Genomic DNA, 17206 nt, shown 5'->3' on the forward strand with positions numbered 1-17206 from the left:
GGTGGTTCACGTCCTTGTGAAGGGGCGGTACGAAACGGAGGGAGGTGGGCGCTCGGTCAGTGGCCGGAGTCGGCGGGCTTCCAGCGGAAGATGCGGCGCTCGGCGAAGGTGAGCAGCCCCTCGGCGACGAGGGCGACCGCGGCGAGGATGACCATCGCGGCGTAGACGCCGGCCGCGTTGAACGTGCCCTGGGACTGCGCGACGAGCAGGCCGATGCCCTTGGTGGCGCCGATGTACTCGCCGACGATCGCGCCGATCAGCGCGAAGCCGAAACTGACGTGGAGGCTGGTGAAGATCCACGAGGTCGCGGACGGGATGACCACCTGGAGCGTCACCCGGCGGTCGCTCGCGCCGAGGATGCGCGCGTTGGAGACCAGGTTGCGGTCGACCTCGCGGGCGCCCTGGAAGGCGTTGAAGAACACCGGGAAGAAGACGAGGACGACGGCGGAGGCGACCTTGGAGACCGGTCCGAGGCCGAACCAGATCACGAAGATCGGTGCGAGCACGATCCTCGGGATGGAGTTGAGCACCTTGATGTACGGGCCGAGGACGTCGGCGAGGAACGCGACGCGGCCCAGCGCGATCCCGAGGACCACACCGGCGACCACGCCGACCACCCAGCCCAGCAGCGCCTCGTAGAGCGTGTACCAGATCTGCTCGCCGAGCGAACCGAGGGCGGTGCCGTGGGTGACCCAGGTCCAGATCTGGTCCCAGATGCGCGAGGGCATCGAGAAGTTGAACGGATCGATGACCTCGGCCCGGGAGAGCACCTCCCACAGGCCGAGCACGGCCAGCAGGAGCAGAGCGCGGGCCGCGTTGACGACGGCCTTGCGCCGGCGGGCGGCGCGGGCCCGGGACTGCGCCCGGTCGGGCGTCTTGGCCGTGTCGGCGACCGGAGTGCCGAGGACTTCAGGCGACATGGGCGGCGCCCCTCTCGCGGGTGATGCGGACCTCTTCGCCGAGGGACTGCCAGATCTCCCGGTAGATCTCGATGAAGTGCGTCTGCAGGCGCACCTGCTCGACCTTGCGCGGCCGGGGCAGGTCGATGTCGAAGACCTGCTTCACGGTCGCGGGACCGGCCGTCATCACCACGACCCGGTCGGCGAGCGCGATGGCCTCCTCCAGGTCGTGGGTGACGAAGACGACCGACGCGCCCGTGCCCTCCCACAGCTCCAGCAGCTCGTCCGACATCAGCGCCCGGGTCTGCACGTCGAGCGCCGAGAAGGGCTCGTCCATCAGCAGGATCTCGGGGTCGTTGACGAAGGTGGCGGCGAGGGCGACGCGCTTGCGCTGGCCGCCGGAGAGCTGGTGCGGGTAGCGGTCCTCGAACGCGGCGAGACCGACCCGGGCCAGCCAGGCGCGCGCCCTCTCCTTGGCCTCCGCCTTCGGCACACCGCGAAAGCGCGGCCCGGCCATCACGTTGGACAGCACGGTGCGCCAGGGGAAGGTGGCGTCCTGCTGGAAGACGAAGCCGACCTTGCCGCCGACACCGCGAACCGGCTCCCCGGCCACCAGCACATCGCCCTGCGTGGGCTCCTCCAGGCCGCTGACCAGCGTCAGCGTGGTCGACTTGCCGCAGCCGGTGGGGCCGACCACGGCCACGAACTCGCCCCGGCCGACCGTGAGGTCGAGGTCCCGCACGGCCGTGTGCAGTCCCCCGGACGGGGTCCTGAACGTCTTGCTCGCGCCCCGCAGTTCGATGGCGGGGCTGGTGTCTGTGCTCATGGCCCGGGACGGTAGGTGTGGCCCCGGCCACAGCAGCAGTCTTTGGTGCGCAAGCCGTTCTTTTGCTCGCAAGGACCTGTTGTGCTCGTTTTGCTCGCGCTACAACAACGGAGCCGAAACACGGGCTTAACACTCGCCCGGCCTGGAGGAAGAGGCCCGATGATTGACGTCCTGGTGGTCGACGACGACTTCCGTGTCGCCGAGATCAACGCCAAGTACGTGGGAAAGGTTCCCGGTTTCCGGGTGGCCGCCCGCGCGCACAGTGCCGCCCAGGCGCTGGCCACCGTGGAGCGCGGCGACATCGACCTGGTGCTGCTCGACCACTACCTGCCCGACCGGACCGGCCTCGACCTCGTCCACCGCCTGCGCGAACAGGGCCTCGGCACCGACGTCATCATGATCACGGCGGCCGGGGACGTCGCCACCGTGCAGCAGGCGATGCGGCTGGGGGCCCTGCACTATCTGGTCAAGCCGTTCACCTTCGCCGCGCTGCGCACCCGGCTGGACTCCTACGCGGCCCTGCGCCGCACCGTCGACCGGGTCGGCGGCCGGGGGGTGGCCGGGCAGGAGCAGGTGGACCGGATCTTCGGCGCGCTGCGCACCGGGCCCGCGCCCTCCTCCCCCGGCCTGCCCAGCGGCCACTCGGAGCCGACGACGGACCTCATCTGCGGCGTTCTGCACCGCGCCGGGCATCCCCTGTCGGCCCACGAGGTGGCCGCCCGCACCGGCCTGAGCCGCTCCACCGCGCAACGCTACCTCCGCCACCTCGAACAGGCCGGCCGCCTGCGCCTGTCCCTGAAGTACGGCGACACAGGCCGCCCGGAGCACCGCTACGCGTGGGTGACGCCGTAGCGCTACGGCGGTGGCGGACGGCCGACCCGTGCGGCGGCGGAGGACGGCCTGCCGGCGCGGTTGCGGAGGACGGCCTGCCGGTGCGGTTGCGGTACGGCGAGCGGCGCCACGACGGCGGACGGGCCGGGCCGCTGCCGCACCGGTCCTGCACGGCCCGCAGCGGTCCTGCACAGTCCCCGCCGCGGCGGCCCTACACGGCCCCCGCGCCGGTCAGCGACCGCACCTCCGTCTCCGCGTGCTTGGCCTCGTCCGGCAGTTCGGCGGAGGTGACGGTGCCGAGCCAGCCGGCGAGGAAGCCGAGCGGGACGGAGACGAGGGCGGGGTTGTCCAGCGGGAAGAACTGGAAGTCGACGCCCGGGAACAGCGAGCCGGGGCTGCCGGAGACCACCGGGGAGAGCGCGACGAGTCCCAGCGCCGGGATCAGCCCGCCGTACACCGCCCACACCGCGCCGCGGGTGGTGAAACCGCGCCAGAACAGCGAGTAGAGCAGCACGGGCAGGTTCGCGGAGGCGGCGACGGCGAAGGCGAGACCGACCAGGAAGGCGGTGTTGAGGTCACGGGCGACCAGGCCGAGGGCGATGGCGACCACCCCGATGCCGACCGCCGCGCCACGCGCCACGGCGACCTCGCTGCGCGGCCGGCCGCCCCTGCGCCGCCGCAGCGACGCGTACAGGTCGTGCGCCACCGACGCCGAGGAGGCGAGTGTGATCCCGGCGACCACGGCGAGGATGGTGGCGAAGGCGACGGCGGCCACGACCGCGAACAGCACCGTGCCGCCCGTGGAGGAGGCGCCGCCGCCGAGGTCGAGGGCGAGCAGCGGCACCGCCGTGTTGCCGGCGCCGTTCGAGCCCTTCACGGCCTCGGGGCCCACGATCGCGGCCGCGCCGAAGCCGAGCACGATCGTCATCAGGTAGAACGCGCCGATCAGCCCGATGGACCAGATGGTCGAGCGGCGGGCGGCCAGCGCGGTCGGCACGGTGTAGAAGCGGGACACGATGTGCGGCAGGCCGCCGGTGCCGAGCACCAGGGCGAGGCCGAGGCTGATGAAGTCCAGGCGCGCGGTCCAGTCGCCCCCGTAGTGCAGGCCCGGCGCGAGGAAGGCGCTGCCGTGTCCGCTGCGTTCGGCGGCGGTGAGCAGCAGGCGGTCGAGGTCGCCGTGGAAGCGGATCATGACGAGCACGGTCAGTACGACGGTGCCGCCGAGCAGCAGCACCGCCTTGACGATCTGGATCCAGGTGGTGGCGCGCATCCCGCCGAGCGACACATAGATCACCATGAGCGCGCCGACGCCGATGACCGTCCAGACCTGGGCCGCCCCGCCCGTACGCCCGAGCAGCAGCGCGACGAGGCTGCCCGCGCCGACCATCTGCGCCACCAGGTACAGCACGGACACGGTGACCGAGCTGGTGCCCGCGGCGATCCGCACCGGCCGCTCGCTCATCCGCGCCGCGACCACGTCGGCGAGCGTGAACCGCCCGCAGTTGCGCACCAGTTCGGCGACGAGGAACAGCACCACGAGCCAGCCCACCAGGAAGCCGACCACATACAGCACCCCGTCGTAGCCGAACAGGGCGATCAGTCCGGGCACGCCGAGGAAGGAGGCCGCGGACGCGTAGTCGCCGGCGATGGCAAAACCATTCTCCATGGGCGAGAAGAGCCGTCCGCCGGCGTAGAACTCCTCCGCCGAACCGTGCCGGTTGCGGCTCACCCAGGTCGTGATGCCCAGCGTGACCGCCACGAACACGCTGAACAGCAGCAGCGCCAGGGTCTGGTGGTCACCGGTCACAACACACCGCCCCGAGCGCCGCGGGCCAGTTCCTGGGTGTTCCAGCGCAGTTCGAGCGCGGCGCGGTCCCGGCGCAGCCGTGCGTGCCGGGCGTAGGCCCAGGCGAGGAGGAAGGTGGTCAGGAACTGCCCGAGGCCGGCGAGCATCGCCACGTTCACCGCGCCCGCCACCGGCCTGGCCATGAAGTCCGGTGCGGTCGTGGCGGTCACGACATAGGCCACGTACCAGGCGAGGAACGCCGTCACCGCGGGCACCACGAACCTCCGGTAGCGCCTGCGCACCTCCTGGAACTCCGGGCTGCGCTGCACCTCGAGGTACGCCTCGGCCGCGGCGCGGGCGCCCCCTCCGGGGCGGTCCTCACGGCGTGCCGCCGGGACCGGTGCGACGGGGGCCGCGGTGCCGTCGCCCTCGCCCCAGCCGGAGGCCAGCGCGTCGTACCAGGGGTCGCGGTACGCCGTGTCCTCCCGTGCCTGTTCCTGTCCATCGTGGTTCCCGGGCGTTCTGTCGGGAGCGCCCCCGCCCCCTGGGGGACGGCCGTTGCTTGACTGCATGCCCAAGCATGGACAGAACGGGAAGATCCCCGACTTCCCTTCCTCCCGCTCTTCACCCCATCAGGTGATTCACTTCGCCGGTGGCCGCACCAGACCCTTCGCATAGGCGTAACGCACCGCCTGCGCCCGGTCCTTGAGGCCGGTCTTCGCGAAGAGGTTGTTGATGTGGGTCTTCACGGTCGCCGTGGACACATGCAGCCGGCGGGCGATCTCCTGGTTGCTCAGGCCCTCGGCGATCAGCACCACCACCTCGCACTCGCGCGCGGTGAGGCCGTCGGGGGCCTGGTCCGCCGGGGTCGCCCACGGCTCGGGCTCGGACAGGCGCTCCAGCAGCCGCCGCTGGATGCTGGGGGCCAGCCCCGCCTCACCGGACAGCACGCTCTCCACGGCCCGGACGATCTCGTCACCGCCCGCGTCCTTGGTCAGATACCCGCGGGCCCCCGCTCTGAGGGCGGGGAACAGCGAGTCGTCGTCCGCGAACGTCGTGAGGACCACCACCTGCGTCCCCGGGTGCTCCGTCCGGATCCGCCGGGTGGCCTCGACTCCGTCGCAGCGGGGCATCCGCAGGTCCATCAGGACCACGTCCGGAGCGAGTTCCGCGACGAGCTTCACGGCCTCGTCCCCGTCTCCCGCCGCTCCCACCACCTCGATGCCGGGCAGCAGTCCGAGGAGCATGACGATGCCCTCCCGCACCACGGTCTGGTCGTCGGCGACCACCACCCGCGCGGGCTTCTTCCCGTCCTCCCGCGTCATACCGGCACCTTCAACGTCACCGCGAACCCCTCCTCGCGCGGCCCGGCCTCCAGCGAACCGCCCAGCAGTTCGGCACGCTCGCGCATACCCAGCAGACCGTACCCGCCGCCGGCGCCGGTGAGTTCGCCCGGCGAACCGCCCGAGTCCCGCACGTCCAGCACGACCTGGTGCTCGCCGTAGTCGAGCCGCACCCGGACCTTTGCGCCCGCGGCGTGCTTGCGGACGTTGGTCAGGGCCTCCTGGGCCACTCTGCGCACGGCCTGCGAGGCCTCGGCCGGCAGCGGTCTGCGTTCACCCGAGACGGTGACCTCCGCGCCGTCGTCCGCGCCCACCAGATCGCTGAGGAACTCCTCCAGGGGCGTCAGCTCGCCGCGCAGGGCGGACAGCGCCTGCCGGGTCTCGGCGAGCCCGTCCCGGGCCATCCCCCGGGCGGCCACGACCCGCTGGAGGATCTGGTCCCGGTCCGCGTCCCGCTCGATGAGGAGCCGGGCGGCCTCCAGATGCACCAGCTGCGCCGAGAGGCTGTGGGCGAGCACGTCGTGGATCTCCCGCGCGATCCTGGCCCGCTCCGCGAGCGCCGCCGATTCCGCCTCCGCCGCACGCGCGGCCCGCTCCTGGGCGAGCAGCCGCTGGGCGTTGCCCCGGGCGTCGGCGTCCAGCCGCAGCACATAGCCGGCGAGGGCGAGACCGACCGCCGTGACGACTGTCGTGAGCAGTCTGTCGTCGTCGGCGACGGCGTAGGCGGTGAGAGCGAGTGCGGTGACGGGCGTGGCGGCGGCGAGCGGCAGCCGCTCCAGCGCCACGACGGCGCAGCCGCACCAGATGACGAGGGCGGGTACGCCGAAGTCACCGGCCCGGGCTGCGGCTCCGACGCCGAGGAGGGCCGCGACGAGTCCCAGGGAGGGCCAGAGGCGGTGTGCGAGGGTGGTCCGGAAGAAGGCCCAGGCGAGGACAGCGGTCGCCAGGAGGCCCGCCGCGGCCGCGACGGCCGCCCACGTGTGGGCGTGGTGGGCGTTGACGGCGCCCCACAGCAGCGTGCCGGCCACCAGCAGCCGCACACCCCAGCCGAGCAGGCGCCGGGGCCGTGAGATCCCTTCGCGCCCCAGTGCTTCCGGCGAGGGCCAGCGCGTCCAGAGGTTCTCCGTCATACCCGTTCCTTCCACGCGGGCCGGGGCCCCTCGCCACCGTACGCCGGGGTCCGCGCGTCCGCCGGGGCGAGGTTCCTGGTGCGCTGGACGAGGACTCCCGAGCGGACCAGGAGGGTCGCCGCGAGCGCGAGCATCACGGCGGCGCTGTCCTGGTGCACACCGAGCAGTGCGCCGATTCCGAAGAGGCCGACGCGCAGGAGGATGCCGCCGAGCCACACGGCGATGCTCGCCCTGGTGCTCTTGGTCCACACGGCGCCGTCCGGCTCCGTCCATATGCGTGTGGTCCAGGCCCAGCCGGCTCCTATGCCCAGGCCGACGAGCATCTCGACGGCGAGCAGCAGGGCGGACGCGGTGCGGTGGTGGGCGTCGAGCATGCCCGGTTCGCGCAGCGCGACGACCGCCAGGATCGCGGGCAGGACCCACCAGCGCCGGTCCGTGTCGAGCCGGCGGGCGCGGAACTGCCGGGTGATCACCAGTGCGGCGACGGCGAGGATCACCAGCGCGTCGACGAGCCCGGACATCGTGCCTCCGTGGGGCGGGAAGGAAAGGCCGGCGGCGGAGCGCTGCCGACGCCTTCGACGCTACGGAAGAGGGCGGGCTTCTTGATCGGACCACGGGTGGATCACGGGTGGACGCAGGAACGCCGCTGGTCTCCACCCGTGGGTGGAGACCAGCGGCGTTCACCGTCCGTGCGGCCGGGGATCGGGCCGGGTGCGGCTAGGCGTCGATGCGCGAGCGGTCCAGTGTGGCCGCCGAACTCGCGATGAACTCCTTGCGGGGCGCGACGTCGTTGCCCATCAGGAGGTCGAAGACCTGCTCCGCGGCCTCCAGGTCGGAGAGGTTGATCCGGCGCAGGGTGCGGTGGCGCGGGTCCATGGTGGTCTCGGCCAGCTGGTCGGCGTCCATCTCGCCGAGGCCCTTGTACCGCTGGATCGAGTCCTTGTAGCGGATGTTCTTGCTCTGGAACTCGAGCAGCTTGTCGCGCAGCTCCCGGTCGGAGTACGTGTAGACGTACTTGTCCTGGCCCTTCTTCGGCTGGACCAGCTCGATGCGGTGCAGCGGCGGCACCGCGGCGAACACGCGGCCGGATTCGACCATGGGCCGCATGTAGCGGTGGAACAGCGTCAGGAGCAGCGTCCGGATGTGGGAGCCGTCCACGTCGGCGTCGGTCATCATGATGATCTTGCCGTAGCGCGCCGCGTCCAGGTCGAAGGTGCGGCCCGAACCCGCTCCTATGACCTGGATGATCGCCCCGCACTCGGCGTTCTTCAGCATGTCCGTGACGGACGACTTCTGGACGTTGAGGATCTTGCCGCGGATCGGCAGCAGCGCCTGGAACTCGGAGTTGCGGGCGAGCTTCGCCGTGCCGAGCGCGGAGTCGCCCTCGACGATGAACAGCTCGCTGCGGTCGACGTCGTCGCTGCGGCAGTCGGCGAGCTTGGCGGGCAGCGAGGACGACTCCAGGGCCGTCTTGCGGCGCTGCGCGTCCTTGTGCTGGCGGGCGGCGATGCGGGTACGGGCGGCGGCGACCGCCTTCTCCATGACCACGCGGGCCTGCTGGGCGGCGTCGCGCTTGGTGGAGGTCAGGAACGCCTTGAGTTCCTTGGAGATCACGTTGTTCACGATGCGCCGGGCCGCCGAGGTGCCGAGGACCTCCTTGGTCTGGCCCTCGAACTGGGGCTCGGCCAGGCGCACGGTGACAACCGCGGTGAGGCCCTCCAGGGCGTCGTCCTTGACGATGTCGTCCTCGGCGACGCGCAGCAGCTTCTTGGCGCGCAGCACTTCGTTCATCGTCTTGGTGACGGCCTGCTCGAAGCCGGTCACGTGGGTGCCGCCCTTGGGGGTGGCGATGATGTTGACGAAGGAGCGCAGGGTGGTGTCGTAGCCGGTGCCCCAGCGCAGGGCGACGTCCACGCCGAGTTCGCGGGTGACCTCGGTGGGCGTCATCTGGCCGTGCTCGTCGAGGACCGGGACGGTCTCCTTGAAGGTGCCCTGCCCGCTGAGGCGGAGGACGTCGCAGACCGGCCTGTCGTTCGCCAGGTACTCGCAGAACTCGCTGATGCCGCCGTCGAAGCGGAAGGACTCCTCGCCCTTGCTGCCGCCCTCGCCGAGGCCGAACTCGTCGCGGACGACGATGGTCAGGCCGGGCACCAGGAACGCCGTCTGGCGGGCGCGCTGGTGCAGCGTCTCCAGGGAGAGCTTGGCGTCCTTGAGGAAGATCTGGCGGTCGGCCCAGTAGCGCACGCGCGTGCCGGTGCGGGACTTGGGGATCTTCTTGACCTTGCGCAGGCCGCTCGTGGCCTCGAACTTCGCCTCGGGGCCGCTTCCGGTGAAGGCTCCGGGCACACCGCGGCGGAAGCTGATGGCGTGCGTGTGGCCGCCGCGGTCGACCTCGACGTCCAGTCGCGCGGACAGGGCGTTGACCACGGAGGCGCCGACGCCGTGCAGACCGCCGGAGGCCGCGTAGGAGCCGCCGCCGAACTTGCCGCCCGCGTGCAGCTTGGTCATGACGACCTCGACGCCGGACAGGCCGGTGCGCGGTTCGACGTCGACGGGGATGCCGCGGCCGTTGTCGCGGACCTCCACGGAGCCGTCGTCGTGCAGGACGACCTCGATGTGGTCGCAGACGCCGGCCAGGGCCTCGTCCACGGAGTTGTCGATGATCTCCCAGAGGCAGTGCATCAGACCGCGGCTGTCGGTCGATCCGATGTACATGCCGGGACGTTTGCGCACGGCTTCGAGGCCCTCGAGGACGAGCAGGTGCCGCGCGGTGTAGTTGGAACCGTCCCGGTCTGCTCCTGCCAGCAGCGCTGTGGACGGCACGGACGTATCGGCGGTCACGCGGTTCGCTCCTCGCTGAATTTCAGATGAGGCCCTGATGGGTAAGGGCGCGGCTTCGGTTGCCGCTCAGAGGGTACCGAGGCCTGGTAGAGCCCTTGTAACGCAACCCTCGGCAGCGACCCAGACTAGTCCAGAGTCGCATGCACGTTCGATCCCTCGATGGAGTGAAGCACATATCACGTTCCCTTCGGGGCATGAACCATTTAGGCTCCGGGCACGTCCTCATGAACAACCGGCAACCCAGCCGGGAGGACCGACCATGACCGACAGCGCGAACCCGTAAGACACACAGACACGTAATACGGCACATTCGCCGCCAAACCGGCAACGGACAGCCGCCCGGAAAGATTTTTCCGGGAAAAGCCGCGAGCGGGAACGTTTGGGGCTGGTTGGATGTTGACCCTGGTACGACAGCTCGTCGAGCTAGAGAAGAGGCGACGTGACTACTGTTCTGACCCCCGCGAGCCCGCTGACGGCCGCTGATCGCTGCGACCGCTGCGGCGCCCAGGCATACCTGCGCGTCGTGCTGCTCAGCGGCGGAGAACTGCTCTTCTGCGCCCACCACGGGCGCAAGTTCGAGCCGGAACTCAAGAAGATCGCCGCTGAGATACAGGACGAGACGGAGCGCCTGACCTCCATCCCGGCAAGCACGTCCGAAGACGAGCGCTGACACCTCGCACGACGAGCCAGGACCGGCACAGGCCGGCGAACGGGCGGCCGCCCCTGTCACGACAGGGGCGGCCGCCCGTTTTCGTCTCGTCGGGCGCGTCAGGCCGGCGCCCGCCGTTCCTCCTCCGGCGCCGTCAGGACGCGTCCGCCCCCGGGTGCAGCGCCTTGGCGCCGACGGCCCCGCTCAGGGTCTTCACGACCTCGGACACCCGGGTGTAGACGCCGGGGCTGTCCGCGCGCCCGCAGCCGTTGCCCCAGGAGACCAGCCCGATCAGCCGCCCCTGGGCCACCAGCGGCCCGCCGCTGTCCCCCTGGCAGGCGTCCCGGCCCCCGGTGGTCTCGCCCGCGCACAGCATCGTCTCGGCCGTGTACGCGCCGTCGCCGCCGCCCGGGTAGGCCCGCTCGCACCGGGCGTCGGGCAGGACGTGCACCCGCGCGCCGTACAGACGGTGCGCGTACGAGCCGTTGCCGTCCGTGTCGCCCCAGCCGTAGACCGTGGCGCCGGTGCCGGGCGTGTAGGCGGGGTCGCCGGCGCCCGCCATCGGGATGACCGCGCCGCGGGGCAGCGGCTCGGCGAGGGTGACCACGGCGAAATCGCCGCTGTTGGTCGCGCGGTCGTAGCCCGGATTGACCCAGACGGAGCGCACGGCGATCTCCTTGCCCTCGTCGGAGAGAAGGTCCGTGCGGCCGGTGATGACCTTGAGATCGGGTGTCGGCGGCGCGCCGACGACGTCTGTGCCCATGCAGTGGGCCGCGGTGAGCACGGCGTTCGGGGCGACGGCCACCCCGCCGCAGAACTGCCCCGCGCGGGTGCCTCCGAACAGGTCACGGCTGGCGAGCGCCACGGTCCACGGGCTCTGTGACACGTCGACGGGGAAGCCGCCGACGACGACGCTGTCGGCGGTCGCGGGCGCCGCGTTCAGCAGCGGTATCGCGGTCCCGACGGCCGCCATGACCAGCGGCCGGGCCAGTGCCCGGGCAATACGGCCTCGCATGCGCGCTCCTCACTCTGGATGATCGTTGGACACCCAGAGTCAGACAGGGCGGCGCGCACCGCAGCACGAGAGCCCGGCTCCCCCACGAGGGAGCCGGGCTCTGGGTGCAGAACGGGCCGCGGCCTAGTCGAGGTAGTCGCGCAGGACCTGCGAACGCGACGGGTGGCGCAGCTTCGACATCGTCTTGGACTCGATCTGGCGGATCCGCTCACGCGTGACGCCGTAGACCTTGCCGATCTCGTCGAGGGTCTTCGGCTGGCCGTCGGTGAGGCCGAAGCGCATCGAGACGACGCCCGCCTCGCGCTCGGACAGGGTGTCGAGAACCGAGTGCAGCTGTTCCTGCAGCAGGGTGAAGCTGACCGCGTCGGCCGGGACGACCGCCTCGGAGTCCTCGATGAGGTCGCCGAACTCGCTGTCGCCGTCCTCGCCGAGCGGGGTGTGCAGCGAGATGGGCTCGCGGCCGTACTTCTGGACCTCGATGACCTTCTCCGGGGTCATGTCGAGTTCCTTGGCCAGCTCCTCCGGGGTGGGCTCGCGGCCCAGGTCCTGGAGCATCTGGCGCTGCACGCGCGCGAGCTTGTTGATGACCTCGACCATGTGCACCGGGATGCGGATGGTGCGGGCCTGGTCGGCCATGGCGCGGGTGATCGCCTGCCGGATCCACCAGGTGGCGTACGTGGAGAACTTGTAGCCCTTGGTGTAGTCGAATTTCTCCACCGCGCGGATCAGACCGAGGTTGCCCTCCTGGATGAGGTCCAGGAAAAGCATGCCGCGGCCGGTGTAACGCTTGGCCAGGGAGACCACCAGGCGGAGGTTGGCCTCCAGCAGGTGGTTCTTGGCCCGGCGGCCGTCCTCGGCGATGATCTCCAGCTCGCGCTTGAGCTTGGGGGCGAGCTTGTCGGAGTTGGCCAGCTTGTCCTCGGCGAAGAGACCCGCCTCGATGCGCTTGGCCAGCTCGACCTCCTGCTCGGCATTGAGCAGGGGGACCTTGCCGATCTGCTTGAGGTAGTCCTTGACCGGGTCGGCCGTGGCGCCGGCCGCGGCGACCTGCTGCGCGGGCGCGTCGTCCTCGTCCTCGTCGGAGAGCACGAAACCGGCGCTCTCGGTGCCCTCGGGCTCCTCGGCGGCCTTCGGGTCCTCGAGCACCTCGTCCTCGAGAAGCTCGACGTCGTCCTTCTTGCCGGCGGTCGTCTTCTTGGCCGCGGTCTTCTTGGCGGCGGTGGTCTTCTTGGCCGCCGTCTTCTTGGCAGGGGCCGCCTTCTTCGCCGCCGCCTTCTTGGCGGGGGCGTCGTCCTCGACGGGCGAGTCGACGGCGGGCGCCGCAGGCGTGGCGGTGGCGGTGGCCTTCCTCGTGGTCACCGTCTTCGCCGCGACCGTCTTGGTGGCGGTGCGCTTGGCCGGGCTCTTCGCTGCGACGCTCTTTCGGGTGCGCTTGTTGGGCTCCGCGGCACTGACCATCAGCGTCACACCCTCTTCCTCGAGGATCTGGTTGAGGCTGCGCAGTACGTTCTTCCACTGAGTGGCCGGAATCTGGTCAGCTTCGAAGGCCCGACGCACATCGTCGCCGGCGATCTGCCCCTCAGCCTTTCCCCGCTCAATGAGCGCCATGACAGAGACGGACTCGGCGATCTCCGGCGGGAGCGTACGGGATGTGCTGGCCGACACGAACAACCTCTCGGAACGTTGGAAAACGGCTTCCGGCCCCGTCCACAGCGGACAGGAGCCGACCACCGGCCTGGGAATGGGCCGACGGCGCGGGCGGGGGCCGGGAAGATGCACAGCGCCATGAACGGCGTCCGTATTCCCTCCGCGGCTGTCACCTCTTAGGTCATCGCGCTGTTTCCAGGAGCGTTACGCCCAATCCGCGTGGCCCGAGTCACACCCCGTAAGCGCTTAAAAGCGGCCATATGCGAACAAAAAGGATCAGCTGAAGTCATGGGTGATCGCGATACGGCGACACTCACCGAGGCCCGTCCGCCCGCCACAGACGCGGACCCCGCCGTACGCGGAGGAACCGGCGGGGTCCTGCGGGAGGCCGCTCACCGGCCCGACGGGGCCGCCGGAGGACGGCAGGGCGCGGTCGCCGTGCCGTCCGGGCCCGAAGCAGCGCGCACGGGTCAGTGCTCGCGCGGCGCGGGAACCACCCGCTCGATCTCCGGGTGCACGGTGAGGAGCTGGCGCATGGCGCTCTCCGCGGCCGCCCCGTCGGCGGCCGCGAGCGCGTCGACGATCCGGGCGTGCTGCGCGACCGAGGTCTCGTTGGGGCGGTCGCAGCCCGTGACGGGGCCGCCGGAGACCTGGAGGGCGGCCGAGACGATCCCGGAGAGGTGCTCCAGCATCCGGTTGCCCGCGACCTGGATCAGCAGCGAGTGGAACTCGCTGTCGGCGCGGGAGAAGGTGAGCGCGTCGCCCTGCCCGAGGGCGTGGCCCATGATCTCGACCATGTCGACGAGGCGCTGCTGGACGTCCTCGCGCCCGTGCCCGGCGGCGAGCCGCGCGGCGAGCGGCTCGATCGTCCAGCGCAGCTCGCTCAGCTCGCGCCGCTGGTCGTCGCGCTGCGGCCCGAAGGCGCGCCATTCGATGATGTCCGGATCTAGGAGGTTCCAGTCGCTGACCGGGCGCACGCGCGTGCCGACGTTCGGCCGGGCGCTGACCAGGCCCTTCGCCTCCAGGACGCGGAGCGACTCACGGACGACGGTGCGGGAGACCTCGAAGCGCTGCCCGATCTCCTCGGGCACCAGCGGGCGGTCGGCGCCCAGGTCCCCGGAGACGATCATCTGTCCGAGCTGCTGGACGAGTTGGCCGTGCAGCCCGCGGCCGCGGCCCGCGGCGCGCCGGCTGACGCGGCCCAGCTCGGGCTCCGCGCCCTCCCAGGCGGGGCTTCCGACACGGTCGGGAACGGGCGCCTCGGCGTACGGGTAGCGGTCGAGTTCGCCCGGGCCGACAAGACCGGAGTCTGTGGGGCGGGCGGCGGTCATCATGGTGTGCGCAAGGGTACTCACGCATCCTTTGTCGGCGTCGTTTCCAACTCCCTTGAGGTCTTTGGTGAAAAGCACACGAAAGGGTGATCGCTCACTCTGCCGCAATTGACGCCTTATTGGAAAGAAATGGACTTTCCGTGAGGAGTTGTGTGCAGTGTGCGACCGAAAATGCTCGAGGTTTTTTCATCGGCATCGGCTCCGCAGGGCCGTCAGCACGTACCCGCACCCCAGCGTCACCAGCGACAACACCAGTGATCCCGCGAGAGGTTGAGCAATCATGCGGGCCGCCGCGGCGAAGTAGCGATCCCCCCCGAAAGGCCACTCCAGCAGAAATGCCCCGCGCAGCCTCGTGGGCAGGCCGTCCGCGTCCCAGTCCGCCCCTCCCATCGCCGCCTGCGCGAGCGGTGCGACGACGACCGGTACGGCGAGCACGGCGGCCAGGCCCGCCGTCGTCGACCGGAACAGCCCCGCGGCCAGCAGGCCGGCCCAGGCGCATCCCACGACGAGCCCGAACCAGTCGGCGCCCAGCGAGAGCCAGTCGCCGGGAACCTGCGTGAGTTCCCGTCCGTAGACGAGGTAGAGCACTTCGGCGTCGCAGCCGATCGTGAGGAAGGCCAGCGCCAGCGCGGTCGCGGCGGCGACGAGGAGTTTGGCGGCGAGCAGTCCGATACGGCGCGGCACCGTGCCGCGGTCCACCGCCAGCGCGGGATGGCGGAACTCGTCGCCGAAGGCCAGGGCGCCGAGCAGCCCGGCGCCGAGGGCCGTGGGCGGCAGCGGAAGTTGCTGCGGCCACGCGGCCAGCAGCCGGGGCTGCGGGCTGTGTCCCATGGCCCCCATGACCAGGGCGGTGAGGGCGGACACGGCCAGGACGGCGGCGCTGGTGACGAAGCCGGTGCCGATGCCGCAGGCGCGGCGCAGTTCGTAGCGGAGGGGGCGCAGCGGGCCGGGGCCGAGACGGACGGAGATGGGGGGTGGCAGCGGGGACGAGGGGTCGAGCCTGACGGCTTCGGCGGGACGCGGGGTGGGGATCGAGGCGTGGGCGCCGGCGGGGGGCGGTGTCGTCGGCTGTCCGGCGGCGGGGCGGGCGGTGGCGGACCGCGCCGCGCCGTGACGGAAGTCGGCGCGGCGGAAGTCGCCGTGCTCGGTGTCGGCGTGGCGGGGGTCGGCGCGGCCGGGGTCGGCGTGCTGTGCGGACGCGGGCTGCCCCGGGGCGGGGCGGGGGTCGTCCGGCGCACGTCCGGGCGCCGCCTCGGAGGTCTCCGAGTGACGCCCGGAGAGGCGCGCGGCGTCCGGACGGTCGGACGTGAGGGCGCCGCCGAGGCCCCTGGAGACGGACGGTCGGTCCTGGTGCGGCGACGCGGAGTGGGTGTCGGGCTGGGTGAGGGCCGCCGGGGGCGGGTTCTCGGAGGCGATGACGAGGGCGCGGTGCTCGGCGCGGGCGCGGGCCGCGCCGGAGCCGCCGTCCGCGCCCTCGGGGAGGCGGTCGTGGTCCCGGCCGACCGACGCGGTTCCGCTGTCGGTGCGGACCGTGGCAGAGGCGCCGTCGGGGCGCTGCGCGACGGCGACCGCCTCGGCGGAGCCCGTCCTGGCGGAGCCCGTCCTGGCGGAGCCCGTCTTGGCGGCGCCGGACGTCCGGGCGTGGGCCGCCCCGGCAGCGTGGGATGCCTGGCCGGAGTTCACCGCGCCCGGCGCGCCGCCGGGAGGCGCGGCGTGCGCCGCCGCCTCGGGGGGCCCGTCATCGGCGGTGGTCTGCTCCTGGTCGAAGAACGCCCCGCCGGACGGCCCCGGGCGGTCGGTCGAACGGGCGTCCTGGGCCCCTCGGGCGACGGCGGGCTCGCGACGCGCGGCGGACGGCGTGTTGACGGACGGCTGCCGCTTGTCGACGGCGCTCACGGCCGCCACGGCCCGGCCCTGCTGCCCGGCCCGGGGGGCGGCGGCCCTCGGCGCGGCTCCCGCTCCAGGGCCCATGTCGCCGACCTCGTCGGCGAGTTGATGGACGAGGATGCCGTGTCGGAACGCCACCTCGCCGACGTCCGCGCAGGTACTGCCGTAGACGGACAGCCGGTTGCCGTCCTCCCGGACGACTTCCACGGAGCGGCGGCCGGTGCGCGCCTCCTTGGCGAGCAGGTCCGCGAGGCGGGCGGCGTGCGGGCTGCGCACGGCGACGCGGGGGCGCAGCCGGTGGCGGGCGAAGTCCGTCGCCTCCTGGTCGGCGACGAGCACGCCGCGTTCGAGGGTGAGGACGCGGTCGGCCGTGCGGGCCGCCTCCTTGGGGTCGGCCGTGGTGAACAGTACGGTGCCGCCGCGGTCCGCGTGGGCCCGCAGCATGCCGTGCAGCCAACGGCCTTCGCGCGCGGAGAGTCCGTCGGCCGGGTTGTCGAGCACCAGCGTGTGGGGCTCGGGCAACAGGGCGCAGGCCAGCCCCAGACGACGGTCCATGCCGCGGGAGAGGGTGCCCAGCCGCTCCTCTCGGAAGCTGACGAGCCCGACGGCCTCCAGGACTTCGTCGGCGCGCCGCGCGGGCAGGCCGGCCGCCGCGCACAGCATGCGCAGATGACCCCGCACGGTGCGGGAGGGATGACCGGGGACGTCGCCGAGCAGCGCGCCGACCTCACGCGCCGGGCGGGGGATGCGGTGCAGCGGCCGCCCCCTGAAGTAGGTGATGCCCCGGCCCTGTTGGAGTTCGAGCATGAGTCTGAGCGTCGTCGTCTTGCCCGCGCCCGCCGCCCCCAGGAGCGCGGTGACACGCCCCGGGGGCACTTCGAAGGAGACGTCGTCGACGGCGGAGGGAAGGTCCTTGCGGGAGTCGCTGGTCAGTCCGAAGGCCTGGATCACCCGCAGCAAGATAGCGCGTTATGTCCCTTTTATTGTGATCACGACGCGCGTACGGCGGCCACCGAAGCCG

The 17206-nt window shown here is 71.9% G+C and carries 14 protein-coding genes; 2 read left to right on the top strand and 12 right to left on the bottom strand.

Annotated elements, in window-relative coordinates; genetic code table 11:
• Positions 1–56: 56 nt before the first annotated feature.
• Together K7787_RS00650 and K7787_RS00655 are read right to left on the bottom strand one after the other, a co-directional pair.
• Positions 57–920, bottom strand: a complete 864-nt coding sequence (locus tag K7787_RS00650) for an ABC transporter permease (protein ID WP_223000085.1) — start codon at positions 918–920, stop codon at positions 57–59.
• Positions 910–1725 (bottom strand): ABC transporter ATP-binding protein, encoded by an 816-nt coding sequence (locus K7787_RS00655; protein ID WP_169436537.1) that lies wholly within the window; start codon positions 1723–1725, stop codon positions 910–912. The genes K7787_RS00650 and K7787_RS00655 overlap by 11 nt, the downstream gene beginning before the upstream one ends.
• 159 nt (positions 1726–1884) lie before the next feature.
• On the opposite strand from K7787_RS00655, the gene K7787_RS00660 reads away from it, so the two are divergent.
• On the top strand, positions 1885–2577 hold the full coding sequence (locus K7787_RS00660) for a response regulator (protein ID WP_164389113.1): 693 nt from the start codon (positions 1885–1887) through the stop codon (positions 2575–2577).
• 190 nt (positions 2578–2767) lie between these two features.
• Here K7787_RS00660 and K7787_RS00665 read toward each other — a convergent pair whose 3' ends face one another.
• From K7787_RS00665 to K7787_RS00690, 6 genes are all read right to left on the bottom strand, one after another.
• Complete coding sequence (locus K7787_RS00665; protein WP_223000086.1) at positions 2768–4363, bottom strand: monocarboxylic acid transporter; 1596 nt, start codon at positions 4361–4363, stop codon at positions 2768–2770.
• Positions 4360–4914, bottom strand: a complete 555-nt coding sequence (locus tag K7787_RS00670) for a DUF485 domain-containing protein (protein WP_223000087.1) — start codon at positions 4912–4914, stop codon at positions 4360–4362. Before K7787_RS00670 ends, K7787_RS00665 begins: the two co-directional genes overlap by 4 nt.
• 69 nt (positions 4915–4983) lie before the next feature.
• Positions 4984–5667, bottom strand: coding sequence for a response regulator transcription factor (locus K7787_RS00675; RefSeq protein WP_169436540.1), 684 nt, complete (start codon positions 5665–5667; stop codon positions 4984–4986).
• The gene (locus K7787_RS00680; RefSeq protein WP_009191076.1) at positions 5664–6815 is read right to left on the bottom strand and encodes a sensor histidine kinase; all 1152 of its coding nucleotides are present in this window, start codon (positions 6813–6815) and stop codon (positions 5664–5666) included. The genes K7787_RS00675 and K7787_RS00680 overlap by 4 nt, the downstream gene beginning before the upstream one ends.
• Complete coding sequence (locus K7787_RS00685) at positions 6812–7336, bottom strand: CcdC protein domain-containing protein (protein WP_019981885.1); 525 nt, start codon at positions 7334–7336, stop codon at positions 6812–6814. The genes K7787_RS00680 and K7787_RS00685 overlap by 4 nt, the downstream gene beginning before the upstream one ends.
• Positions 7337–7532: 196 nt before the next feature.
• Complete coding sequence (locus K7787_RS00690) at positions 7533–9656, bottom strand: DNA gyrase/topoisomerase IV subunit B (RefSeq protein WP_223000088.1); 2124 nt, start codon at positions 9654–9656, stop codon at positions 7533–7535.
• 439 nt (positions 9657–10095) lie between these two features.
• On the opposite strand from K7787_RS00690, the gene K7787_RS00695 reads away from it, so the two are divergent.
• On the top strand, positions 10096–10326 hold the full coding sequence (locus tag K7787_RS00695; RefSeq protein WP_009191073.1) for a DUF7455 domain-containing protein: 231 nt from the start codon (positions 10096–10098) through the stop codon (positions 10324–10326).
• 133 nt (positions 10327–10459) lie between these two features.
• Here the strand turns inward: K7787_RS00695 and K7787_RS00700 are convergent, their stop codons facing one another.
• From K7787_RS00700 to K7787_RS00720, 4 genes are all read right to left on the bottom strand, one after another.
• A complete protein-coding gene (locus tag K7787_RS00700; RefSeq protein WP_043261396.1) occupies positions 10460–11320 on the bottom strand; it encodes a S1 family peptidase in 861 nt (286 codons plus the stop codon).
• 123 nt (positions 11321–11443) lie between these two features.
• The gene (locus K7787_RS00705; protein ID WP_037724922.1) at positions 11444–12985 is read right to left on the bottom strand and encodes an RNA polymerase sigma factor; all 1542 of its coding nucleotides are present in this window, start codon (positions 12983–12985) and stop codon (positions 11444–11446) included.
• A gap of 452 nt (positions 12986–13437) precedes the next feature.
• Complete coding sequence (locus tag K7787_RS00715) at positions 13438–14322, bottom strand: FadR/GntR family transcriptional regulator (RefSeq protein ID WP_009191070.1); 885 nt, start codon at positions 14320–14322, stop codon at positions 13438–13440.
• 162 nt (positions 14323–14484) lie between these two features.
• Positions 14485–17136, bottom strand: a complete 2652-nt coding sequence (locus tag K7787_RS00720; RefSeq protein ID WP_308036263.1) for an ATP-binding cassette domain-containing protein — start codon at positions 17134–17136, stop codon at positions 14485–14487.
• Positions 17137–17206 lie beyond the last annotated feature (70 nt).

This window comes from Streptomyces sennicomposti (assembly GCF_019890635.1).
Classification (GTDB): domain Bacteria; phylum Actinomycetota; class Actinomycetes; order Streptomycetales; family Streptomycetaceae; genus Streptomyces; species Streptomyces sennicomposti.

What these genes read in the sequence shown, in the direction of transcription:
- K7787_RS00650 (WP_223000085.1), bottom strand. Translation starts at nt 920, where the DNA reads ATGTCGCCTGAAGTCCTCGGCACTCCGGTCGCCGACACGGCCAAGACG.
- K7787_RS00700 (WP_043261396.1), bottom strand. Translation starts at nt 11,320, where the DNA reads ATGCGAGGCCGTATTGCCCGGGCACTGGCCCGGCCGCTGGTCATGGCG.
- K7787_RS00680 (WP_009191076.1), bottom strand. Translation starts at nt 6,815, where the DNA reads ATGACGGAGAACCTCTGGACGCGCTGGCCCTCGCCGGAAGCACTGGGG.
- K7787_RS00655 (WP_169436537.1), bottom strand. Translation starts at nt 1,725, where the DNA reads ATGAGCACAGACACCAGCCCCGCCATCGAACTGCGGGGCGCGAGCAAG.
- K7787_RS00675 (WP_169436540.1), bottom strand. Translation starts at nt 5,667, where the DNA reads ATGACGCGGGAGGACGGGAAGAAGCCCGCGCGGGTGGTGGTCGCCGAC.
- K7787_RS00685 (WP_019981885.1), bottom strand. Translation starts at nt 7,336, where the DNA reads ATGTCCGGGCTCGTCGACGCGCTGGTGATCCTCGCCGTCGCCGCACTG.
- K7787_RS00660 (WP_164389113.1), top strand. Translation starts at nt 1,885, where the DNA reads ATGATTGACGTCCTGGTGGTCGACGACGACTTCCGTGTCGCCGAGATC.
- K7787_RS00670 (WP_223000087.1), bottom strand. Translation starts at nt 4,914, where the DNA reads ATGCAGTCAAGCAACGGCCGTCCCCCAGGGGGCGGGGGCGCTCCCGAC.